At 61.0% G+C, this 20,020-nt stretch carries 25 protein-coding genes, 1 tRNA gene and 2 pseudogenes; 18 read left to right on the forward strand and 10 right to left on the reverse strand.

Going from position 1 to position 20,020, the window contains the following annotated elements; genetic code table 11:
- Positions 1-503 precede the first annotated feature (503 nt).
- Entirely contained in the window at positions 504-1,736 is a 1,233-nt protein-coding gene (locus tag AC5ZG5_RS05870) for a Zn-dependent hydrolase (protein WP_456641560.1), read from the reverse strand.
- 255 nt (positions 1,737-1,991) lie between these two features.
- Here AC5ZG5_RS05870 and AC5ZG5_RS05875 point away from each other — a divergent pair, with 255 nt between their 5' ends.
- Entirely contained in the window at positions 1,992-2,261 is a 270-nt protein-coding gene (locus AC5ZG5_RS05875; protein WP_456641561.1) for a hypothetical protein, read from the forward strand.
- A gap of 428 nt (positions 2,262-2,689) precedes the next feature.
- Here AC5ZG5_RS05875 and AC5ZG5_RS05880 read toward each other — a convergent pair whose 3' ends face one another.
- Together AC5ZG5_RS05880 and AC5ZG5_RS05885 are read right to left on the reverse strand one after the other, a co-directional pair.
- Positions 2,690-3,379 (reverse strand): DUF4336 domain-containing protein, encoded by a 690-nt coding sequence (locus AC5ZG5_RS05880; protein ID WP_456641562.1) that lies wholly within the window; start codon positions 3,377-3,379, stop codon positions 2,690-2,692.
- A 32-nt stretch (positions 3,380-3,411) separates the two neighbouring features.
- The gene (locus AC5ZG5_RS05885) at positions 3,412-3,675 is read right to left on the reverse strand and encodes a VOC family protein (RefSeq protein WP_456641563.1); all 264 of its coding nucleotides are present in this window, start codon (positions 3,673-3,675) and stop codon (positions 3,412-3,414) included.
- A gap of 82 nt (positions 3,676-3,757) precedes the next feature.
- Here AC5ZG5_RS05885 and AC5ZG5_RS05890 point away from each other — a divergent pair, with 82 nt between their 5' ends.
- From AC5ZG5_RS05890 to AC5ZG5_RS05940, 11 genes are all read left to right on the forward strand, one after another.
- On the forward strand, positions 3,758-4,117 hold the full coding sequence (locus AC5ZG5_RS05890; protein ID WP_456641564.1) for a hypothetical protein: 360 nt from the start codon (positions 3,758-3,760) through the stop codon (positions 4,115-4,117).
- 159 nt (positions 4,118-4,276) lie between these two features.
- Entirely contained in the window at positions 4,277-5,050 is a 774-nt protein-coding gene (locus AC5ZG5_RS05895) for a class I SAM-dependent methyltransferase (protein WP_456641565.1), read from the forward strand.
- A 210-nt stretch (positions 5,051-5,260) separates the two neighbouring features.
- Positions 5,261-5,599 (forward strand): hypothetical protein, encoded by a 339-nt coding sequence (locus AC5ZG5_RS05900; RefSeq protein WP_456641566.1) that lies wholly within the window; start codon positions 5,261-5,263, stop codon positions 5,597-5,599.
- A 246-nt stretch (positions 5,600-5,845) separates the two neighbouring features.
- Positions 5,846-6,277, forward strand: a complete 432-nt coding sequence (locus AC5ZG5_RS05905) for an autotransporter outer membrane beta-barrel domain-containing protein (protein WP_130225678.1) — start codon at positions 5,846-5,848, stop codon at positions 6,275-6,277.
- A gap of 180 nt (positions 6,278-6,457) precedes the next feature.
- Positions 6,458-6,625, forward strand: coding sequence for a hypothetical protein (locus tag AC5ZG5_RS05910; RefSeq protein ID WP_155255580.1), 168 nt, complete (start codon positions 6,458-6,460; stop codon positions 6,623-6,625).
- A gap of 204 nt (positions 6,626-6,829) precedes the next feature.
- Positions 6,830-7,540 carry a Crp/Fnr family transcriptional regulator gene (locus tag AC5ZG5_RS05915; RefSeq protein WP_130225679.1) on the forward strand — a complete coding sequence of 237 codons (711 nt, stop codon included), beginning with the start codon at positions 6,830-6,832 and terminating at the stop codon, positions 7,538-7,540.
- 42 nt (positions 7,541-7,582) lie between these two features.
- Complete coding sequence (locus tag AC5ZG5_RS05920) at positions 7,583-7,849, forward strand: DUF6894 family protein (RefSeq protein ID WP_456641567.1); 267 nt, start codon at positions 7,583-7,585, stop codon at positions 7,847-7,849.
- Between the two features lie 794 nt (positions 7,850-8,643).
- A complete protein-coding gene (locus AC5ZG5_RS05925; RefSeq protein ID WP_456641568.1) occupies positions 8,644-8,931 on the forward strand; it encodes a hypothetical protein in 288 nt (95 codons plus the stop codon).
- Between the two features lie 273 nt (positions 8,932-9,204).
- Positions 9,205-10,350 (forward strand): fructose-1,6-bisphosphatase, encoded by a 1,146-nt coding sequence (locus AC5ZG5_RS05930; protein ID WP_456641569.1) that lies wholly within the window; start codon positions 9,205-9,207, stop codon positions 10,348-10,350.
- A 78-nt stretch (positions 10,351-10,428) separates the two neighbouring features.
- Complete coding sequence (locus AC5ZG5_RS05935; RefSeq protein WP_028168586.1) at positions 10,429-11,616, forward strand: 6-phosphofructokinase; 1,188 nt, start codon at positions 10,429-10,431, stop codon at positions 11,614-11,616.
- A 361-nt stretch (positions 11,617-11,977) separates the two neighbouring features.
- The gene (locus AC5ZG5_RS05940; protein WP_165435190.1) at positions 11,978-12,130 is read left to right on the forward strand and encodes a hypothetical protein; all 153 of its coding nucleotides are present in this window, start codon (positions 11,978-11,980) and stop codon (positions 12,128-12,130) included.
- A 678-nt stretch (positions 12,131-12,808) separates the two neighbouring features.
- Here AC5ZG5_RS05940 and AC5ZG5_RS05945 read toward each other — a convergent pair.
- Entirely contained in the window at positions 12,809-13,270 is a 462-nt protein-coding gene (locus AC5ZG5_RS05945; RefSeq protein ID WP_456641570.1) for a hypothetical protein, read from the reverse strand.
- Between the two features lie 1,159 nt (positions 13,271-14,429).
- On the opposite strand from AC5ZG5_RS05945, the gene AC5ZG5_RS05950 reads away from it, so the two are divergent.
- A complete protein-coding gene (locus tag AC5ZG5_RS05950) occupies positions 14,430-14,651 on the forward strand; it encodes a hypothetical protein (protein ID WP_456641571.1) in 222 nt (73 codons plus the stop codon).
- Positions 14,652-14,913: 262 nt separating this feature from the next.
- A pseudogene (locus tag AC5ZG5_RS05955) lies at positions 14,914-15,337 on the forward strand (VOC family protein); the annotation flags it as partial.
- A gap of 73 nt (positions 15,338-15,410) precedes the next feature.
- Here the strand turns inward: AC5ZG5_RS05955 and AC5ZG5_RS05960 are convergent.
- The 4 genes and pseudogenes from AC5ZG5_RS05960 to AC5ZG5_RS05975 form a co-directional block, all read right to left on the reverse strand.
- Complete coding sequence (locus AC5ZG5_RS05960; RefSeq protein ID WP_130225686.1) at positions 15,411-15,620, reverse strand: PRC-barrel domain containing protein; 210 nt, start codon at positions 15,618-15,620, stop codon at positions 15,411-15,413.
- Positions 15,621-15,666: 46 nt separating this feature from the next.
- A complete protein-coding gene (locus AC5ZG5_RS05965; protein WP_245474690.1) occupies positions 15,667-15,867 on the reverse strand; it encodes a hypothetical protein in 201 nt (66 codons plus the stop codon).
- Positions 15,868-16,220: 353 nt separating this feature from the next.
- Positions 16,221-16,635: pseudogene (locus tag AC5ZG5_RS05970) on the reverse strand (hypothetical protein).
- Positions 16,636-16,796: 161 nt separating this feature from the next.
- Positions 16,797-16,871 (reverse strand) — tRNA-Glu (locus AC5ZG5_RS05975).
- A gap of 226 nt (positions 16,872-17,097) precedes the next feature.
- Here AC5ZG5_RS05975 and AC5ZG5_RS05980 point away from each other — a divergent pair.
- Together AC5ZG5_RS05980 and AC5ZG5_RS05985 are read left to right on the forward strand one after the other, a co-directional pair.
- Positions 17,098-17,355 (forward strand): PilZ domain-containing protein, encoded by a 258-nt coding sequence (locus AC5ZG5_RS05980; protein WP_028168579.1) that lies wholly within the window; start codon positions 17,098-17,100, stop codon positions 17,353-17,355.
- A gap of 31 nt (positions 17,356-17,386) precedes the next feature.
- Positions 17,387-17,632, forward strand: a complete 246-nt coding sequence (locus AC5ZG5_RS05985; protein WP_208826234.1) for a porin — start codon at positions 17,387-17,389, stop codon at positions 17,630-17,632.
- A 134-nt stretch (positions 17,633-17,766) separates the two neighbouring features.
- Here AC5ZG5_RS05985 and AC5ZG5_RS05990 read toward each other — a convergent pair whose 3' ends face one another.
- Both AC5ZG5_RS05990 and AC5ZG5_RS05995 read right to left on the reverse strand, forming a co-directional pair.
- Complete coding sequence (locus tag AC5ZG5_RS05990) at positions 17,767-18,408, reverse strand: glutathione S-transferase family protein (RefSeq protein ID WP_245474691.1); 642 nt, start codon at positions 18,406-18,408, stop codon at positions 17,767-17,769.
- A 327-nt stretch (positions 18,409-18,735) separates the two neighbouring features.
- Positions 18,736-19,188, reverse strand: a complete 453-nt coding sequence (locus tag AC5ZG5_RS05995; protein ID WP_130225691.1) for a VOC family protein — start codon at positions 19,186-19,188, stop codon at positions 18,736-18,738.
- A 232-nt stretch (positions 19,189-19,420) separates the two neighbouring features.
- Here AC5ZG5_RS05995 and AC5ZG5_RS06000 point away from each other — a divergent pair, with 232 nt between their 5' ends.
- Positions 19,421-19,624 carry a hypothetical protein gene (locus tag AC5ZG5_RS06000; protein WP_130225692.1) on the forward strand — a complete coding sequence of 68 codons (204 nt, stop codon included), beginning with the start codon at positions 19,421-19,423 and terminating at the stop codon, positions 19,622-19,624.
- 124 nt (positions 19,625-19,748) lie between these two features.
- On the forward strand, positions 19,749-19,958 hold the full coding sequence (locus AC5ZG5_RS06005; protein ID WP_130225693.1) for a hypothetical protein: 210 nt from the start codon (positions 19,749-19,751) through the stop codon (positions 19,956-19,958).
- Positions 19,959-20,020: the final 62 nt, after the last annotated feature.

The following is a 20,020-nucleotide window of genomic DNA, read 5'->3' on the forward strand; positions in this document are numbered from 1 at the left end:
CACGAACTTAGCGCCAGCGTCGGGGCGCCAGGACCACACGACTTCGCCGTCCGCGAATGCCACGCTCGTCAGTCGTGAACCCCGCGTCCACCGCATCTCACCGCAACGTTCGTGACGATCGCGAGCCGCCCCTCTTTCGGGTGAGACGCGCGGAGTTAAATCACTGATTTGCCCGACGACGGAAGCGGAATGTTTTTTCCGTAAGGGCTGGACAGACTTTCGGTGATTTGCCCGTCGGGTTGCTATGTCGCACTCAAGCCAACCACATCGTCATTGCGAGCGGAGCGAAGCAATCCATAGCACCGCAAGCAGAAGCATGGATTGCTTCGCTCTGCTCGCAATGACGGGGGCTGTCATTCGGGGGCGATGCGAAGCATCGAGCCTGGAATCCATTTGCTGCTTGCGCAAATGGACGAATGGATTCTCTGATGTGCAATTGCACATCATAGTTCGCGCTGCGCGCGCCCCGGAATCACGGAGAGTGGGAAGCCTGTGGCGCGCGCTCACCGCACCAGCAAGCGCCGGCACGCATCGACAAACACCTTCGCCCCCGTGACGATGTCGGCGTCGTCGGTGTTCTCGCTCCAGTGATGGCTGATGCCGCCGATCGAGGGCACGAACAGCATGGCTGATGGCATGATGGTGGCGAGGACCTGGGCGTCATGGCCGGCGCCGCTCGGCATCCGGATCGACTTGCCATCGGCAAAGCGTGCGCTCGCGGCTTCGATCGCGTCCTGGAACGCGGCATCCATCGTCGCCGGCGCGCCGGTGCGGATGCGCTCGACCTCGACGCTGCAGCGGCCTGCCGCCGTGACCTCGGCGGCCATGCGGCGCAAATGCGCTTCCAGACGTTCGATCATGCTCGGATCGTCGTCGCGCATCTGGAACAGCATTTCGGCGCGGCCGGGAATGATGCTGGGCGCGCCGGGATCGAGCGTGATGCGGCCGGTGGTCCATACCGTGCGCCGTCCGCACAGGGCAGGGAAGCTATCGTCGATCGCGACGCAGAACTTGGCGAGCGCAAGGCCGGCATCGCGGCGGATCGACATCCGCGTGGTGCCGGCATGGTTCTGCTCGCCGGTGAAGGTGATGCGATATTGCCAGATGCCGACGATGGAGGTGACGACGCCGATCTTGAGGCCGCTGTCTTCGAGTGTCCTGCCTTGCTCGATATGGGCTTCGAGATATCCGACGTGCCGTCCGCGCTCGGCGGTGACGCGCGGGCGCCCGCCAAGCCCGACGTTCGCCAGCGCATCACGCATGGGACGGCCATTGCTGCGGTCGCAGGCGGCGTCGATCTCGGCGTCCGTGACGGCGCCAACATAGGAGCGGCTGCCGAGGAAATGGCCGAAATGTCCTTCCTCGTCGCACCAGGCGGCAACCTCGACGGCACCTTGGAGGCTCGCGTCGGGATTGAGGACGCGGGCGGCTTCGAGCGCATAGACGACGCCGAGCGGTCCATCGAGCCAGCCGGCGAAATTCTGACTTTCGAGATGCGAGCCGGCCAGGAGCCTCAAGCCAGGTTTTGCGCTGGTGCCGAGAACGTTGCCGAGGCCGTCGATCGTGGGAGCGAGGCCGGCTTCCGGGAGCTTTGCGGCAAGCCACGCGATCGAGCGCATATGCGGCTCCGAAAAGGTCGGCTTGTGCACGCCGGTCTTGTAGGCGCCGATGGCGCGGAGCGCATTGAGATCGGCAAGAACGCGCGCGCCGTCGACGGGCAGGTCTGGATCGGGCATGGCGGATGCACCCGTTGATGGTTTCTTTCCACGCAGGCTCGCATACGCCGCGCGCCAGGGAAAGCCGGCGCTGCCCGGGGCGTGTTTCCCGTCGGACAGGCGATAGGGCCGACCTCTGGTCTGCGCGGACCAAACGGCATAAATGACGGAGTGGCGAGGCCATTTTGATTTGGCGCAAGCCAGGAAGACCCAAACTTGCTTTCAATGCGCGATCAGCCCCATCAGACGGGCAGCGAAATAATCGGGGAGACGGCCATGGGCGAGATCACTCTCTTTGTCGCCATGCCATTCGACCTGACCGACGATGGTCTCGTCGCCGGCGAGCCTTTCAAATGCGCGAGCCCTGCGGCGGCCATCGAGCGCGCGAAAGGGTTTTGGCAGATCCTGGGCCATGCCGGAGCCGTCGCGTTCGTCCGCGTCGGCTATCCGGAATCGACGACGACCGTGCTGCGCGCGTTCGGCAACGTGCCGGACGATCTACTGGGCGGCTACCATGACCCCAAGCGGACCTTCTTGGCCCGCTGAAGCAAGACTTCGCCGCCGCTTCCGCTGCGGCTTGGCCCCACGCCTGATCACAAAAACGGCATCGCAGCGGCGCGCAATTGCCCCGCCTTCACCATGATTTGGGGGCGTAAATCCCGGGAATGCCGGGCAAAGCATGGGCAAGACAGCGCCAATGACGGCTCATCTTCCTAAGACCGCAGAGGAGGAGCACGAGGAGCAGCTCCGCAACCTTGTCCGCGTTGTTTCAGCCTGCACCTTGGGACTTTGGTCCTTTGCTGCAGGCATCCTGATCGGGACCTTTCTTCTGTTTTGAATCGTGTTGCAGGGGTCGTCAGACGCGACCTATCGCGCAGCTAACACGCGAACCTTCCTGAATTTGCGAACCTTTCTGAATTTGCGAACCTTTCTGAATTTGAACGTGAACGTCTTCGTGGCTCCGACGCTGCAGATCACGCGGTCAGCCACCCAAACGCACGGCGCAGGTACGCTCGCGCGTCCTTTTCCACCGGTGTCCCGTGGGCCATCAGCACCTTTTCGGCTGGCCATGCCAGAATGTAGTCCAGAGACTTTCGCGCGGCGCGGCGGTTGGTGAAGGCGACACGAAACTTGCGCGGCACCGACGGCTCGGGCCCTACCATGAGATCCAGCTTCGCGACCATGGCCCGCCAGCCGGAATTGCGGTCGGCCGGAATCTGCTGGAGCAGATCGGTAAACAGCACGGTCCCGCTCTTGATGTGAAAAAACACCACCTCCGTCGTGATCAGGTTGCCGTGCATCAGGACCTGGTCGATCTCCTCGATCCAATCCGGGCTCGGCACACTTTCGAGGTCAGCATCAAAGACGATGTCCTCGCGCTTCTTTCGCAATCCTGGCGGGGCGTAGACCTTGGCGTCAGGGTAGGCGCGCTTCCACTGTGGAAGAAACAGGTGATGAAGTGAATTGGGAGCAACGATGTGCCGCACCTGACCGATGGCATCGACATCCGCCCGCAGGCTATCGCTGCGCTCTATCGGCGACCAGATGAAGAGACCTCCGTCTGACAGTCTGATGACGGCCATCCGGGTGGGATAATGAAATCCGGCTACGGATACGTCGGGTCCATCTGCAGTCCAGATCTCGCGATCGAATTCCTTCAACATGGCCGGTCCAACTGGTGCCGTTCGAGAGGTGATTACCTGCTTCCCAAATCCTGTGCGAAACGCAGGAGGTAGCCGTCATGGTCTTGCACCAGGAATTGCCTGTTGCCGCGCTCTTCTCCTGCGATCCGATACCAGGCGTCATGACACTCTCTGAAGAGAGGCCATTTCTCTCGCTTCAGTGCATCGAGAAGAGGGGCCACGGAATCGACGAAGATCTGAAAGTTGATCCCGCGTCCCAGCGGTCGTTCGAGAGCTCCAGTCTTCCAGTTACCATTTTGTTGCTTCAGCATCACCATCGAATCGATGCGAGAAAGTCGGGAGCAACCATGCACTCGGATTTGAGTCGCTTCCGAGCAGCCGGACGTCTATGTTATGCTCATGTCGCGCCTGATGTGTCTGTCGATTGCCATCGTCCTGTCGCTGCTGCCGGTCGTAGCGCCGGCTGCGCCGGTTCATAAACGAACGCCGCCACGCTGGCACGGCTACGGTTTCCTTCCGGGCTATCAGCAGCCACCGAACAACAGTCTTCCGCTTTTCAAGCAGAAAGCTTTGGCTTCGCGCATGGCGCGCCGCGACCGGCGCCATTGGTACATCGATCCGGTGCCACGCTATTACGGGTGGGATGGCGACTGGCATTATTTCGGCCGGCCCGGATTCTACGGCGGCCGCTACAATGGCGGCAGCTTCGGCCCTTGCTGGACGCGGACGCCGATCGGCCCGATCTGGAATTGCGGCTGATCAGCTCACTCACGGACCGCACGCGTATACATTCGTTTGCCGACGGCTTCTGACAACGGTGAGCCCGTGAAATGTAATCCAAATTTAAGGTGAAGCGCCGCTGCAGCGGGTTAGTTTCGCTGTACGCCGTTCGATGACCTCGATGATTGGGCCCACGGAATGGGACGTTTTGCAACGACGGTTGACCTCTATGAGCAATTCCGGCCGCCTTATCCGCCCACGTTCTTCCGTGAGGTCGCCCAGCGTCTGGCGCTCACCAAGCAACATGCGCTGATCGATATCGGCACCGGGCCGGGCCTGCTCGCGCTCGGCTTTGCGGACTATGTCGGACGCATTGTCGCCGTCGATCCCGAGCCGAACATGCTGGCGGCGGCGCGGCAGGCGGCCAAGCAGGCCGGACGGGACGTGACGCTGGTCGAGGGCAGGGCGGAGGACTTGCCGGAGAGCATCGGACGCTTCGATCTCGTCACCATCGGACGAGCGCTCCATTGGCTGGACGAGAGCACCTTGGGCCCGTTGTTCGAACGGCTGGTGGCGCCGGGTGGCGTCGTGGCCATATGCGCATCCTCCTCTGTGAGGGACGGGCGCAATGTGTGGCTCGAGGAATACACCGCTGCGCGGCGTCACTGGTCGGACAAAGACCTATGGTCCGAGTCGCGTTCGGGGCAGCGCGTGCATCGCGAGCTTTCCTCGCTGCTGCAAGGCACCACATTTCAGGCCACTGAAGAGATCCGGGTCGAGAGCGTGAAGGAGACCAGCGTGGCTGACCTGGCGCAACGCATGTTGACCTTCTCGTCGTCCTCGCCGGCCGTCTTGGGCGCGAAGGTCGAGCCGATGCTGCGCGATGTCGAGGCGCGCTTGATGCCGATGAGCCGGGACGGTGTGCTCACCGAGTTCGTCGTATCAACCGCGGAGATCGCGCGCCGTCGGTAGGAAGAGCAGGGAGCTCAAAGGCTGCTCCTCACTGGCTTGCGCATTCTTTCTTCTCAGCGATCTCTATCGCTTTAGCGATCTCCATCGCCCTCAGCGATGTCGATCGCCGCTTCGGCCATCTTTTCGCTCTGATCAATGGGCATCTAGCTAAAACGATTTGTTAGCCATTCTGCACTTAGCTCGCAGCATCAGTTGTATCAGAGTATCGCCATGCGTCATGTTCGGAACCCGGCCTGCCGGATCGCCATCCTGCTTCTTCCGCTCGCGCTTGGTGCCTGCGCGCAATATGGCGTGACGAATACGGCTTCGACCGGACCGAGAACGTTCGCCTGGGATGGGGCGGGCGAGGATCCGAACGCGCCGCGGCGAGCGCCCAGGCATTCAGCCAGCGTGGCTCAGGCGATCGAGCCAGCGGCGGATGAGGGCGAGCAGGTTTCTGACGAAGATGCCGATCGCAAGCTCGCCAGCAAGCTTGTGATCTGCAAAGGCTGCATCAAGCCCCAGGAGACCGCCGAGCGGCCTGACGGATCGCGCGTCGCCAGTCGCTAATCCGGGTGTGATGCACACATGCGCATTGCGCGCTGCAGTTCGTTTTCGATCCGTTAATTTTCATCGCGCTCACGTTGCATCGAAAGCACACCGCGCGTTGTTCGCGAACAACACGCAGCGTTGTTGCCGGATAAATGAGAGTCACTTAGCGTAACAGTCGATAACATTTCGCAATCCGCGAACACGGGCGGGACTGCAACCTGCCGTTGGCAGAGCGCGCCGTAGGGGCTGAGGGACGATGCGCGAATGCATTGGGGCTATGCTGGTTCGACTGCAATCGGACCGCACGGAGAGAATGAGAAGGTCGACTTCGATGCCTTCGCCGATCGCTTCGGCGCGCTCGTCTCGCTCGCCAATGCAGACAGCCTGCTCGGCCGCGCCGGGCTATTACTCAATCATCAAAATATCTGGAACGACGGCTCGGGCATCGTGCGCTCCGACGTCTACGCGATCGGCAATTTGCACTGCGAGTTCCTCAAGGGCACCAGGATCGATGTCGCCGGCGCAGGCTTCGCCAATGCGAACGACCGGCTGTGGGGCAGCATCGGCGGCGGCACTTATAGCTGGGCGAGCGGCCGCTACGCCGTGTTCGGCGAAATCACCTATCGCGCGAGCCTCGAAGACGCCGGCGAGAACCACAGCTACAAGGGCACCGGCGGCTTCCGCATCACCTGGTGACGGCGGCTTCAGATCGCTCGGGCCGTGCCGTTCCGGACGCAGCTCGCGGCAGCACGCCGCAGCCTCAGGCAAGCAAGCCGCGCTAATTGTGAACCGACTGTAATCCTTGTCTCTCTGGTGTTGGCCGCACGTCGCGACCATATCTTGATCAGGTCCAATGAGCGGAATGGCGGAGGATCGATGGCCGACGCTATGGAACTGCGGAAGCGAGCGGAAATGTTCGAGCGGCGCGCCGAGGAGGCGAAGGATCCGATTTCGCGGGCGCACTACCGCGAGATGGCGGCGCATTACCGAACACTGGCCGTCGAGCACCAGCCTGTCCGTAACGAGGAATCGGCCGATCATTAGGTGATCGCCCGCCTGGGAGCCTCAGCCTTCGAAACCGAAGCATAGCGCGCAGGTTCGCGGCAGCGCAACCCGACCCAAGCAGGTCGAGAACAGGACTCGCTAACCCCGGCGAGGAGGGGTAGGCTTTTGGTCTTAACGCTGAGGGGGCAAAAGTGCGACAGCTCTCGCGCCTTGTTGTAATTGCACCTGCCTTTGGTTTGGACAATGCCCAGCGAAATGATGATCCGCAGGCTGCGGGTCAATTCCAAATTGAGCGAGGATGATGTCTCGGCGCTCCGCTCCTTGCGTGTTCAGGTAAAGGAATTTCCGGAAGAGACAGTCGTCATTAGCGAAGGCGAACACGCGACGCATTGCTGCGTGATCCTGAGCGGGTTTGCCTATCGTGCCAAGGTGGCGGAGAACGGCAAGCGACAGATCCTGTCGTTCCACCCCGCAGGCGACTTGCCGGACCTGCAGGGGCTTTTCCTTGATCGCATGGACCATGATCTGGTGACGCTGTCGCGCGCTCGGGTCGGCTTCATCGAGCATCGTTCCATCCATCAGCTCATCGAGGCGCGGCCGTCGATCGCGCAGGCGCTCTGGCGTGAAACGCTGGTGGACGCGGCTGTCTTCAGGGAGTGGATCGTGAGCCTGGGCACGAGAACGGCCGCGGGACGCATGGCCCATCTCATTGCCGAACTCCGCCAGCGGCTGACCGCAATGGGGCTGGCCGCCGATGACGAGTTCGAATTTCCGATCACCCAATCGCGGCTGGCGGAGGCGCTGGGGCTAAGCGCTGTCCATGTCAACCGGGTTCTCCAGTCCTTTCGCGCGGAAGGCGTGCTCGACATTCAGAAGAACATGGTGAAGCTGAGCGACATCGAGAAGCTCGTGGAGATCGGAGGATTCAACGACACCTATCTGCATCAGCAATGAAGCTTTTGCGGAACGAGCGGGAGCGCCTCGCGTTGGCGCAAAATGCATACCTATCAGTTTCACATTGCCGGGCTCAGGCCTTTCCACGACGAGGAGGGCATGGAACTACCGGATGCCGAAACCGCCTGGGCGGAAGCGCTGCGGCTGGTGCGCGACATCGAGGGATCGCTGCAACCGAGTGAAAGCTGGTCTCTGGAGGTCGTCGAAGACGGCGCGACAATTTTCCGCATCAATCTCGCGACCGAAGACATGCGGATCCGGCGCAGCAGCCGTCCCGCCATGACGATGAAGCGCTCGAAAACGCTTTAGAGACCCGCTCCCGTACCGCTTGTGTTCAACAGTGCACACACCGGGCGTTGTGCACGTCGTAGGATATGTGCTTAGAGGGTGCGATCTCCGGGAATCTGGAATCACATGGGTTATTTGCAAAGGCCCTGCCTCATGGGAAAAGCGAGCAGCATTTCGCAGCGGAGGCGTAGCCAATGCGACGACCATGCGGGCCTCTCATGTCGGAGGCACATTTTTATCTCAACACAACCAGCCTGTTCGATCTTCAGCGCGAAGTGACGGCGCTGTTTGCGCTTCGCAAACGCGTCGCGGATGCCGAGTTGGAAGCCACGCGTCGCGCACGCGAGGTCCGCGCCTCAGTCGAACGGCACGCCCCCTCCCGCGGCAGACGAAAGGCTCATTGATTTCCGGGACTACGCGGCGGTTCGCCAGCGAAGCCTTGCTGTGCCGAGCTTGCGAGGTGGCGACGTGTGAGATCGCTGCGGAGGGGGACATGCCTGCATCCGCTACAACCTGTCCGAGCATCCACTACTGTGCGGACCTGGGGCAGCCGGTCACTTCCAGGCACGGGCCATCTGAGCAAAAGGCCGAGGATCGGCCGGCAATGCCTCCGGCGGAGGCGACGGCGTCGGTCGCGTGAGCAGCGAGACCAACCGTCAGCACACTGCAATCGTCCGTCAGGCAAGGGATTGCTGCGACCGGCTAGATGAATGGCGGCTGAACGAACGCGAGAGAAATCTCGCGTTCGTCTAACACAGGTAAGTGGACTCCATCGTCAGAGGAGGCAATGCTCCTTTTTCGGAAGGGAGGCGCCTATGGCTGTTTCGATCGAAGCTGGCTCGAAGAAAGATTTTCAAACTTTGATTGTCGACGTTGACAGGTTGGAACAGCAGAGAGCTGAACTGCTTGCACTTCGAGAAAAGGTGTCTATTGCGGAGCGTGCTACAGCTTCGTTGGCATCGCGTCCTCAGGAAAATCCCTCCAAAATTGGCTTACTGACACCGCGGCAATTGATCGGTCCTCAGGAAAAACATGATGCCCGACGGTTAGGTCGAACCGGTTTTTCGAGACGTCATAGCGGGTGCGATCGCTTCCGGCCTTGACGTGCGTCTGGCGCGGATTCTTTCCGCCGCGCATGAGATGAAAGACGACCTCGTGTGCCTGCAGCGCGGCGCCAGTCTGCAAAGCTTTCCGCGTTGGCAAGCTGTCTGCACCAAAAGGGCAGGGTCGCTCACTCAGTGCGGAGGTTGTTACGCTCCAGGCTGGAACCTAATTGCGACATAGACGTTCGCTTTCGCGAATGAGCAGCGCCGTCGCCCCGGCGCAGCAAGCGTCGTGGCCGAGGCGTTGAGCTGTGCTGCTGGGAGGGGATGCTCATGAGACTTACTCTTTCGGTCATCAAGGCTGACATTGGGTCCGTAGGCGGGCACACGAAACCGTCTTCCCGCATGATCGCAACTGTCGAGGGCGAAGTCGCCAAGGCGATCTGCAATGGGCTCTTGATCGATGCCTTCATCTGCCACACCGGCGATGACATCGCGATCATCATGACGCACACACGGGGCGAGGGGAGCTCCGAGGTCCATCAACTCGCCTGGAAGGCGTTTCTCGCCGCCACTTCGGTTGCCAAGACTGCCGGTCTCTACGGTGCCGGCCAGGATCTTCTCGCAGACGCACCTTCCGGAAACATTCGCGGTGCCGGCCCTGGTGTCGCCGAGCTCAGCTTCGACCACAGCCTCTCGGCTCCGAGACCGGCGGAATCATTCATGGTGTTTGCCGCCGACAAATGCGGCCCCGGCGCCTACAATTTGCCGCTCTACCTTGCCTTTGCTGATCCAATGTATTGCGCGGGGCTGATGCTGCCTCCAATGATCAAGGGATTCCGTTTCCATATCATCGACATGGACGACACGGCCGGCGACAGCGTGATCGAACTCAACGCGCCCGCGGACAACTACCACATTGCCGCGCTGCTCCGCGACAACGAGCGTTTTGGCATTGATCGCATCGTCTCTCAAACCCATGGCGAGGTCGCCGCCGCAGTGTCGGCGCAGCGTCTTCACGCGATCGCAGGCAAGTACACCGGCAAGGATGATCCGGTCGCGATCATCAGGAACCAGGGAATTTTCCCGGCGCCCGAGGAAATCGTCTCGCCCTTCGCCAAGGCGCACTTCGTGGGTGGCGACGCGCGCGGCTCGCACGTGATGCCGCTCATGCCCGTGCCGCTTAATACCCCGGTGACTGGCATGTACTGCCTGCCGATCGTTTCCTGCGCAGGCTTTTCGATCGACAGGGAGGGCCGCTTTTCGGAGTCCTACACCGACTTCTTCGACAATCCGGCGTGGGACGAGGTGCGCCGGAGCGCACAGCGCAAGGCAATCGAGATGCGCAGCCAAGGCTGGTCCGGCGCTGCGATGCTGCCCTATTCCGAGCTGGAGTATGGCGGCTTCCGCGACACCGTGTCCGGATTGCTGAAGCGTTTTCGGCTGCGCGAGGAGCGCAAGCCGGAAGCGGCCGAGTAGGCTGCGCCAGGCGGCAGCAGTGGAAGCGTCGAGTTGCGGCGAGAGCGCATTTGCGAGTCCTGATCTTGGGAGGCGAGCGTGGCGAAAAAGCGCATCGGTGTTCTCACGGGCGGCGGCGACGTTCCCGGCCTCAACGCAATCATCAAGACGGTGACCTATCGCGGCAGCGAGGACGACATCGAAGTCGTCGGTCTCCGCCGCGGTTGGGAAGCCCTGACGCACCTGAACCTCGACGACCCCGCCAGCAAATCGCACTACCTCATTCCGCTCAGCCGTGAGAACACCCGCATCATCGACCGACGCGGCGGCACCGTGCTGCACTCGAGCCGCACCAATCCCTCCAAAATGAAAAAGCTCCCCGATCATCTCGTCGGCAGCAACCCTCCGGTCTCGGAGAGCACCAAGGGCGGGATCGCAACCAAGACCTGGGACCTCAGCGGCCAGGTGTTGGCGAACCTGACGGCGCTCGGCATCGAACATTTGATCGCCATCGGCGGAGACGACACGCTCAGCTATGCGGACAAGCTGAACGGACTCGGCGTCAACATCATCGCCATCCCGAAGACGATGGATAACGACGTCCGCAACACGGAGTACTGCATCGGCTTTTCGACGGCGATCACCCGCGCCAGCGATGCGATCCAGCGGCAGCGCACCACAGTCGGCTCGCACGAGCGCGTTGGCATTTTCCGCATCTTTGGCCGCGATGCCGGCTTTACGGCACTCTATACAGCATACGCGACCTCGATCCGATGCCTGATACCGGAGTACAAGGTCGATCTCGACAAGCTGATCCAGTTGCTGATCGAGGACAAGCGCGGCAACCCAAGCAACTATGCGCTGATCGTGTTGAGCGAAGGCGCGGAATGGGAGGGCTACAAAGCGCACGAATACGGCGAACCGGACGCCTACGGTCACCGCAAGAAGGCGAGCGTGGCCGAAGCGCTTGCCGACGAGATCAAGCGGCGCGCCGGCGAGGAGACCATCGTCTCTGATCTCACCTACGACCTGCGTTCGGGCGATCCTGACTTCATCGACAAGCTGGTCGCCCTGACTTTTGGAAACATGGCCTACGATGCTATCCTGGAAGGCAAGACCGGCCTCATGTCGGCGCTGGTCGAGGGCCGCTATGACCTCGTGCCGATCCCTGACGCCAGGCTCGGACCGCGCAAACTGGACGTCGCCAGCACATACAACACGCAGCGCTACCGTCCTCTCTATTCCAACAAGCGTGGGCTGCCGATCTTTCTCACCCGCGCCTCTTAGGGTGGCAGGTAGAAAATGCTCGAGAACGCGGTATCCAGGATTTCGATCCGTCGTTGCTGGAACGATCATGGCCTTCGTACAGTCGCGACCTCGATCACGAGGCCGCGATCTGCCGAACATGCATAGGCAGACACGCCAGTTCCGACATCCTCTTGCGAGGCGGATGCGCGCGCTGCGTACGCCGTCCTAGACGGGGGGCGCATTGAATTTGCTAACCCAAGGGAGAACGACCATGAAACTTGCGACGATAGCACTGGCTTCTGTGTTCGCGCTCTCAAGTACGTTCGCACTTGCATACACGAAGCATCATAAGTCAGGCGCCAGGACGCATTCCGGTAGTTACGCCCGGACGCAGCCCTCTATGAACTACAATGGGAGCAATTACGGCTGGAACAACCCCGGTTGGAACAACTACGGTGGGAGCAGCTACGGTTGGAGCCGCGGTGCAGGCGGCGGCCCGAACAACCGGGGCGGATTGGTCGGCGGCGACGACTCCGGCACCTACAGACCGTAGGAAGTGAAGGCGCCGGCGCACGGCTGACCGGGTCGTCGGCGTTTGATCGCGGCAAGCTCCTGCTCGAGGCGATCGAGCAGCGGCGCATATTTTGCTTTATGCGCGATGATGATCTCGGCAGCTTATGGATATGCGCGGGCACGACAACATCGAGCACGCCGAGCTCTATTCGTGCGAGGTGGAATAGAGCCGGATGGCAGCCGCTGCGACGGAGGCGAGAGCGATAGAAGCGTCCTAGTCATGAAATCGCGCCACAGCAGTTATGGCCGTAGTTTCCAATTTGAAAGGCGGTTACCCGGTGGCGCGGGGCCGTTCCTCGTGTCCGAATTGCCACTCGACAATCTAAGCCGATTCCGTGAAAGCACGCTGCTCCTCATCGCCTCACCGATCGCAGTTTCTTGGCGCCGGCTCAGCGGGCGGTCGAGAGCAGGTCTGCCCAGGCTCTCGCGACCTTCTGCTCTCCCAAAGAGCCGAAATGGCAATCGTCGTACCGATCCAGATCACCAAGCAAGGCGTCTAAGTTAACTCCTCTTCTCAGATCAGCGCCGCCATCGGGAAGGCCCAACTGAGCGCGCGCCACCGGGTTTTCGGCAGAGTGGAAGCGTGTTCCTCCGTTGCTTGCCGATAGACACTTGGTCGCAATGGCAACGTATACCGGCGCACCGACGCCGTGAGATCTCAACGAGGTGACGCGGCCGCATAGCATTGTCCATCGAAGAAATTGACGACCCTCTCCCCGTGTTCCGAGCGGAACCGCTGCCCCGCGTGATTCCCGGCGTTGGACTGTCCGACTAGCAACAGCACGGCCGTACGTTCCGTCTGCTGCGGGCAGGCAATAGCTTTCTTTTGATCGCCGGATGCCAGCCGTCCCGTCAAATGTGTAGCGGTCGGGAGCCGTCGAGATTTCATCGCGTGAAGAACCGGAAAGGGAAAAAAGTCATGGCGACCGCTGTACGCTCCAAGCAGATACGTCGCGGTCAAGACAAGAATTGCCAACAAAAAGCTCGCGCGCGACATGTGCATTCGAACACCTGCGGACCCCGCCGCGGTTGGTAAATTAGCGCAACCATTGAAGGCGCGAAACGGCACTTGCGAGAGGGCCATGACCCTCCACGAATGTGGATAGTCTTCGACCTGCACCTCATCTCTTGTGCCCATTCGATCCTGCGAGATTCCTGCGGGCCTCCGCAACGTCCTCATCGCTCAGCTGCTGGAGCACTCGCAGCCAAGTCGCCTTGAAAACTGCCTTGGCCCTCTCGAGGTCCGCACAGCTACCGCGATGGTCTGGCTGCTGCGGTACGTTCCTGTAGATACGCCGGATCGAGAAGCCATCCCAGATGACCACATGGTCGCCGCCGATTACGGTGGGCGGAGGAAGAGATCGGCGGGCGCGGTCGGCATGTCTGCTAAAGATCGTGGCTTGTTATCATTGGGCGCTTGCCCGAGGGAGCGGAGCCCTTCGCCCTTTCGAGCGCATCCAACCTTCTTCTGCGATCCAACCTGTCAAGCAGCCCAGCCTCGAACACCGTGCCGGAGACATCATAGTCGCCGCAGAAGCCGCAACAGATCGTCCGTCCATCGAACGTCGCAACGGTAATGTCTTGGGCCTCAGCCCCGCAAAGGGGGCAACTGATCGGTTTCAAATTGGCCATATTCCGCCTTCCGCGCATTTCTGCGAACATTCGGTTTATTGCAACCAACAGATTAATAAACTAACATATTTAATTGTTAAATGTCGTATTTAATTACACAGTTTGAATTGGTCAGAATGCAGGAGGTATCTGTGAAGATTGTATCTGCGATTCCCGCTGCTTTTTTTGCCCTAGCTTTGATCATGACTGCCCTGCCAGCGAATGCCTGCAACGGCGGCGGGAATTGCGAGAACGCCCCCGGCCGAGACCCGCCCGGTCACCGCGTCGACGGAGCCCCTGGTCCAATCGCCGGCGCCGGTCTCCCGATGCTCGCTGTCGGCTATGGCGTCTATTGGTTGGTCAAGCGGCGGCGCAAGCATGCGTGAAGTTCTGAAGCTCAGCGCCATGCCGGCGACGGGGAGTGCCCGCGGCCGCTTGCACCGACATGTGTGACGGCCTCGTGTCATGTCCCGAGAGGAGCGGTCTCAGCATTGCCCCCAGCCGGGACCGCTCCTTTTCCATGCCGCTAGTCTGTCCAATGTACCGATTGATTGCCCGGAATAATGCGCGGATCGCTTCCTGATAGGTCGTGACACAATAGCGTCCGTAGTTCTTCGACCGTGTACAAGGTTCCTGTGCTTCCCCCGGCGGGGCTTGGGCGGTGAGAATTGGCCATCTATCGACTGTTGCAAAGCTCCGTCGTGGAGCCGGAAAAGTTCAGCCGCATCACAGCGGCTTATGAGCGCGCGTTGCAGACGCTAAACGTCAAGGATCGCGATGATCCTCTAACGGAAATGATCGCGAGGAACATCATCAAGATCGCGCAATCCGGCATCAAGGACCCCGCACAAATTTCGGCTCTGGCAATCAAAGAGCTCGAAATGCGATAGGTCTGCCGCTCGCATCTTCCATGTCTGGAACCGAAACCTTTGTAGCCCATGCGCATTGATGGGGGGCTTCGCCGGATGCGAGGTGATAATGAATCCTTTCTCAGCCGGCGATGTGTTCCTGACAGTTGCCATCACGTCGACCACGTTTTTAATCGGGTCAGCGTCTTCATCCTGATCGGAATGTTCTGATGGCAGCAAGGAAATTGTCGGCGCGTTTGTCGTATCGGTTTGCGGCCTAGGCGACACCTTCTAGATTGGCCACATGGCGCTCAAACGGATGGACAACGTAGGAATCCTCGTCGATGACCTCGGGGATTTCTTTCGCGAGCTCGGGCTTCAGCTCGAAGGGCGAGCCACGAGCGAAGGAGAATTGGCCGGACGTGTCACTGGACTGGGCGATCAGCGCGTCGAGATCGCCATGATGCGCACGCCGGACGGCCTCGGCCGGCTCGAGCTATCCCGCTTCCTCACGCCGCCTCCCGCTGCGGATCACCGTAACGCCGGTTAACGCTCTAGGCTACCTCCGCGTCATGTTCGCCGTGGACGACATTGATGAGACGCTTGAAAGGCTCCGCAATCGCGGCGCGCAGCTTATGGGCGAAGTCGTTCAGTATAAAGATGCGTATCGGCTCTGCTACATCCGCGGGCCCGAAGGGCTTCTCATCGGGCTCGCCGAAGAACTCAGCCGAGCGCAATGCGAGGACAATGACGAAGGGCGACAATGTCAGGGAGCGCGTCCCACAAAGGGCCGTTGTTAGACTAGTCTTCCGGGAATTTGATGGTTGAGACGGGCCATTTCCCATCATGGCCTTTGATGGAAATCCGCAGCCCGTGCAACTCATCTAACCAAACGTTCTCGACCTCGCCGGCCTTTCCGTTCGTGAGGACGACGGCGATGCCGATCAGTTCGGATTGTGCCTCACCGAATTCATTCAAAATTTTTGATGCACGAAGCTTAACCGATGGCATTGCTGGCCCCCGTTCCGCCGAGTCGTTGGTGCTGCCCCAACGCAGCTTAACGGCCCGGCTTGCCCCAATGCTCGGCGGCTGGAATGATCGATGGTGCCTGATTTTCCAATTGTCTGAGCCGGTTGATTTGCGTTCTGACGCTCGGTGGCAATTCAGGCTCTGGTTTTAGCAACGTACGCAATCTCTCGCCGATCTCTCGAACAATGGCGCGGCTGTGTTTGTGGTCGAGGTCGATGGGGTTGCGCATGGCGAAGCTCGGCATAAGAAAACCAACAGAAACCCGGCACCAACTAGCCCTCCGCTAGCGAGTACCGCTGGCAATTCCGAATGGAACCGGAGACCGCCGCTTTTGGCTATCTGCGCGAGCGCTTGTTCTGAAACAGCGGGTCTTTGTGACCTTTGGCTATCCGCGACATGCGCCGTGTAGTTTAACGGCGAGTGGCGGTCTCACACCTTCTAAAATCGTGACGCGAGCGTTCGTTCCCAATTTCTTCTCGCAGTAATTCGGCCGAGCGGTGCCATTCTCACGACGTGGCCAACAGAAAGGGAGCTTGAGAGTCCACTCTTGCCAACCGGGTGACCATAGGACTTTCCGATCGTTCAGCGTTCACCCGGCCAGCAGGTCGACGGCGGATCCTGCGCGGATATCTTCGTCGGCCGCAGCGCCGCGAGATGGCTGCGCTTGTAGGGATAGCCTCGCTCTTCGGAGCACAGCTTGCAGCGCATGTAGCGCTAAAGCTCATGGATCGGCGTCGTCTTCGGCCGGCGCACGATATCGAGGGCGACCGTCTGGTGCGTCTCGCAGCCGAGACACTTCACCTCGAGATAGGCGTAGCCGGCGTTGAGTGCGTCGCCGAGGGCGGGCGAAGGCTGCGCCGGGCCCTGGAACGCCAGCATGCGCTTGTTCCAGGCTTCACAGGCGAGCCGATTCGGCGCGCTGGCGTGCTTCGGCGGCCTGCTCAGCGGCGGCGCGCACGGACGCGCCGAAGATGGTCTCGCGTGACTTGGTGCCCATCAGCTGAAAGTGAGCTTCGCGGCTACCGGCGGCAAGCCGCTAGCGCTTGCGGTGCGACGTGCTGAGCAGACTAGGAACTGGAGCCGCGCTTCCGAGACCGGGGGGCGCGGCTAACCGCCTTGGCTAACCTGTCCGGCTATCTCTTTGATTTCATTGGCTTTTGGCGCTCCCTAGCGGAATCGAACCGCTCTCTCCACCGTGAAAGGGTGGCGTCCTGACCGATAGACGAAGGGAGCAAAACAATCAGCAAATCAATGCGTTAGCCGCGGGATATGCCAGATCGGCCGCCGACGGTTACTGGCGGCGACGGAGCGAACGTATAGTGGTGATTGGATGGGGGGGCAAGCCGCAGGACGGCCCTTTTTGCAGCCGTCCCCGGATCGATCAGCACAGGCGCCGATACCCGAAAAACCGCGGGTGTTTCGCAACGCTTTGTAAAGCCTGGTGCCGTAGGCGTCGGCCATGGCGTTCAGCCGCAAGAAGCGCGAGGCGCGCAAATCGATGCACCAGCCCGGGTGGATCACGCTGGAGGGCGGATTCGCCGCGCGGCCCTGCGTGGTGCAGGACATGTCGTCCACCGGCGCCAAGATCACGATCGACGATCCCAACACGCTGCCTGGAAAATTGCGCCTGGCGTTCTCGCGCGACACCCGCACCGGACGGCCCTGCGAGGTGGTGTGGCGCCGCGGCAGGACGGTGGGCGTCAAGTTCGTGAGCTAGCAGTTCCCGCCTTCGCGCGTTAAAAGGCCCGATGCGAAAGACGCTGATCCTCGTCCTCGCGCTGCTGCCGGCAATCGCACTCGCGGAGCAGCCTCATCGAACCAAGTCCGGTAAAGCAACGGCTTCCGCAAAGCCGCTCCCGCTGAAGAGAGTCGCGCGGCCCAATGCGTGCGCAGAATACGGCGCCGGCTTCGTCAGGATCGAGGGTTCCGACACCTGCATCAAGATCGGCGGCGCCATCGACATTGGCGGCGGCGTGTCGATCGGCGGGCGTTAGAGCTTCGGTTCTGATTGAATCGAAAACGAAGCTCTAGATTCTTTGTTTGACGCGTTTTCTTCACGCGAACCGGTGCCCACCCTCGGATCAAGTCCGAGGGCATGCTTCGCTCGAAAACGCTCTGTGAAATCAGCTCACGACAATGGCGGCGCCAGGAACTGGACGAAGCCCGGGCGTGCGGAAATCTCGGCAAACCAGCGCTCCAGATTGGACAGGCTCGGCTTGGTGATGCCCTCGACGCCGAACCAGCGCCGTGCAAAGGCACCGATCGCGATGTCGGCGATGGTGAACCCGTCGCCGTCGATGAAGCGCCGGCTCGCCAACTGCGCATCGGCAATCCGCCACACCTCGGCTTCGGCATCGGCGTCCTTCTGGATCACGGCCATGTCGCGCTTCTCCGGCGGTGTGCGCACCAGCGCCCAGAACACCGGACGGTCGACCGGCTGCAGCGTCGATAGCGTCCAGTCGAGCCAGCGATCGACGCTGGCGCGCTGGCGCGGCGCGGCCGGATAGATCGGTGAGCCCTCGCCATAGGCGAGGCAGAGATAGCGCATGATCGAATTGGATTCCCACAGCGTGTAGCTGCCGTCGACCAGCGTCGGCACGCGGCCGTTGGGGTTCATTGCGAGATAGTCCGGCTGGTCGTTCTTGCCGAACTCCATGCCGGCATCGATGCGGTGATAGGGCAGCTCGAGCTCGCTGAGGCACCACAGCACTTTCTTCACGTTGACCGAGTTGGCCCGGCCCCAAACCGTGAGTTGATATTTTTCCGCCACGCGTCTTTCTCCCATGCCTTCTTGCGTTGACGGCGGAATAGCAGAAAGCGCGATCCCGATCATCCCGCACCAACAAAAAATCAGGCCCGCTGAGCGGCACCTGATTTTGTTGGGTTGGGTGGGCTGCGTGCGATCAGTGTCCGAAGAACAGCCACAACAGGATGATCACCGGGATTGGCACGCCAAGCAGCCACAGCAAGAGTCCTCTTGCCATCGTTTCCTCCTCCATTCGTATCGGTGAGGAAACGCGCGATCCACACGCTCGTTCCGTTATGGATCGCAGCGCTCATGCTGTGACCTGACGTGCGCGCAGTGTTTGCGCGAGGGCTACCAGTGGCCGGTGTTCGGCATCGACAGCCACGGCTCGGCCGGGGGCTTCGGATCGCCCTTCTGCAGCAGCTCGATCGAGTGCAGATCCGGCGAGCGCACGAACGCCATGTTGCCGTCGCGCGGCGGGCGGTTGATGGTGATGCCGAGCTTCATCAGCCGATCGCAGGTCGCGTAGATGTCGTCGACCTCGTAGGCGAGATGGCCGAAATGGCGGTCCTCGCCGTATTTCTCCTCGTCCCAGTTATAGGTGAGCTCGACCAGCGGCGCGCCGCGCGTGCTCGGCAGCTTCTTCAACTGGTCGACATCCTCGGGCGCACACAGGAACACCAGCGTGAAGCGACCCTTCTCGTTGTCGATCCGGCGCACTTCCTTCAGCCCCAGCGCGTCCTGGTAGAATTTCATCGCGATGTCGAGATTGCGCACGCGCAGCATGGTGTGGAGATAACGCATGGTGTTGGCTCCCTCTGGGGGGTTGTAGCGTCTGGTTTGGGCGGTTCGCGAGACCAAGGTGTGATGATTAATCATCCCGCTCGATCATTTTGCTTGAGAATGACCCTTTCGGAAAAACGGCATCCAATTTTCCGGATCACGCCCTAGATATCAGAAAAGGCTGTGAAGGGCAGGGTGTCGAACGGGCTCCCGTGTAACAAAGTGGAAGCACTGGCTGTGCCAAGGTGAGGCCATGGATGGCGTTGTCCCGTATCTGTTCGAACTGGTCGCTGGGTTGATGGGGCGTGCCCTGGATTGGACGGGGCGTCGATTGGGCCGCATGCCTGACCGGGACTTCTCGCAGGTGACCACGCTGCAGAAGATCGGCCGCCTCACGCTCTGTTTCGCCATTCTCGTCGGACTCGGTGGTCCCCTGATCTGGTGGGTATTTGGATAGCGAGGCGGGCAAGCGATCTCCGCCCGAATTCATTGAAACCCGCAACGACACATGGTCGTGAGTCTCGGGCTTGTGAGTGGCAGGCAACAGCGCTCCGACTATCTTGCCGCGCGGGGAGGACGCTATGCCATACAGTCCTGAACTCATCGAGACCATGCGGGCCGCGCTGGAAGCGGTCATGGCGAAAATTCCCGCCGATCAATCGGTGTTTGGCGTCAAGGCGGCGGTGGCCGAACGTATTCTGAGAGCGGCGGCTCACGGCCAAACGTCATTCGATGGCCTCGTCGCGTCAGCGTCTGACCAGGTGCAGACGATCATCGCGACGCTGTCGTGAGCGGCGCCGGTGAATTGCCCAAGAGTCAGAACAAGTCCGAAAAAGAAAACCCCGCGCGTGGG

The sequence above is a fragment of the Bradyrhizobium sp. Ses1 genome, from assembly GCF_059512365.1.

Bases quoted from the DNA above. Each gene is read 5' to 3' on its own strand.
- AC5ZG5_RS05870 (WP_456641560.1), bottom strand. From the start codon at position 1,736: ATGCCCGATCCAGACCTGCCCGTCGACGGCGCGCGCGTTCTTGCCGAT.
- AC5ZG5_RS05875 (WP_456641561.1), top strand. From the start codon at position 1,992: ATGGGCGAGATCACTCTCTTTGTCGCCATGCCATTCGACCTGACCGAC.
- AC5ZG5_RS05880 (WP_456641562.1), bottom strand. From the start codon at position 3,379: ATGTTGAAGGAATTCGATCGCGAGATCTGGACTGCAGATGGACCCGAC.
- AC5ZG5_RS05885 (WP_456641563.1), bottom strand. From the start codon at position 3,675: ATGGTGATGCTGAAGCAACAAAATGGTAACTGGAAGACTGGAGCTCTC.
- AC5ZG5_RS05890 (WP_456641564.1), top strand. From the start codon at position 3,758: ATGTCGCGCCTGATGTGTCTGTCGATTGCCATCGTCCTGTCGCTGCTG.
- AC5ZG5_RS05895 (WP_456641565.1), top strand. From the start codon at position 4,277: ATGGGACGTTTTGCAACGACGGTTGACCTCTATGAGCAATTCCGGCCG.
- AC5ZG5_RS05900 (WP_456641566.1), top strand. From the start codon at position 5,261: ATGCGTCATGTTCGGAACCCGGCCTGCCGGATCGCCATCCTGCTTCTT.
- AC5ZG5_RS05905 (WP_130225678.1), top strand. From the start codon at position 5,846: ATGCATTGGGGCTATGCTGGTTCGACTGCAATCGGACCGCACGGAGAG.
- AC5ZG5_RS05910 (WP_155255580.1), top strand. From the start codon at position 6,458: ATGGCCGACGCTATGGAACTGCGGAAGCGAGCGGAAATGTTCGAGCGG.
- AC5ZG5_RS05915 (WP_130225679.1), top strand. From the start codon at position 6,830: ATGCCCAGCGAAATGATGATCCGCAGGCTGCGGGTCAATTCCAAATTG.
- AC5ZG5_RS05920 (WP_456641567.1), top strand. From the start codon at position 7,583: ATGCATACCTATCAGTTTCACATTGCCGGGCTCAGGCCTTTCCACGAC.
- AC5ZG5_RS05925 (WP_456641568.1), top strand. From the start codon at position 8,644: ATGGCTGTTTCGATCGAAGCTGGCTCGAAGAAAGATTTTCAAACTTTG.
- AC5ZG5_RS05930 (WP_456641569.1), top strand. From the start codon at position 9,205: ATGAGACTTACTCTTTCGGTCATCAAGGCTGACATTGGGTCCGTAGGC.
- AC5ZG5_RS05940 (WP_165435190.1), top strand. From the start codon at position 11,978: ATGAACTACAATGGGAGCAATTACGGCTGGAACAACCCCGGTTGGAAC.
- AC5ZG5_RS05960 (WP_130225686.1), bottom strand. From the start codon at position 15,620: ATGCCATCGGTTAAGCTTCGTGCATCAAAAATTTTGAATGAATTCGGT.
- AC5ZG5_RS05965 (WP_245474690.1), bottom strand. From the start codon at position 15,867: ATGCGCAACCCCATCGACCTCGACCACAAACACAGCCGCGCCATTGTT.
- AC5ZG5_RS05980 (WP_028168579.1), top strand. From the start codon at position 17,098: ATGGCGTTCAGCCGCAAGAAGCGCGAGGCGCGCAAATCGATGCACCAG.
- AC5ZG5_RS05985 (WP_208826234.1), top strand. From the start codon at position 17,387: ATGCGAAAGACGCTGATCCTCGTCCTCGCGCTGCTGCCGGCAATCGCA.
- AC5ZG5_RS05995 (WP_130225691.1), bottom strand. From the start codon at position 19,188: ATGCGTTATCTCCACACCATGCTGCGCGTGCGCAATCTCGACATCGCG.
- AC5ZG5_RS06000 (WP_130225692.1), top strand. From the start codon at position 19,421: ATGGATGGCGTTGTCCCGTATCTGTTCGAACTGGTCGCTGGGTTGATG.
- AC5ZG5_RS06005 (WP_130225693.1), top strand. From the start codon at position 19,749: ATGCCATACAGTCCTGAACTCATCGAGACCATGCGGGCCGCGCTGGAA.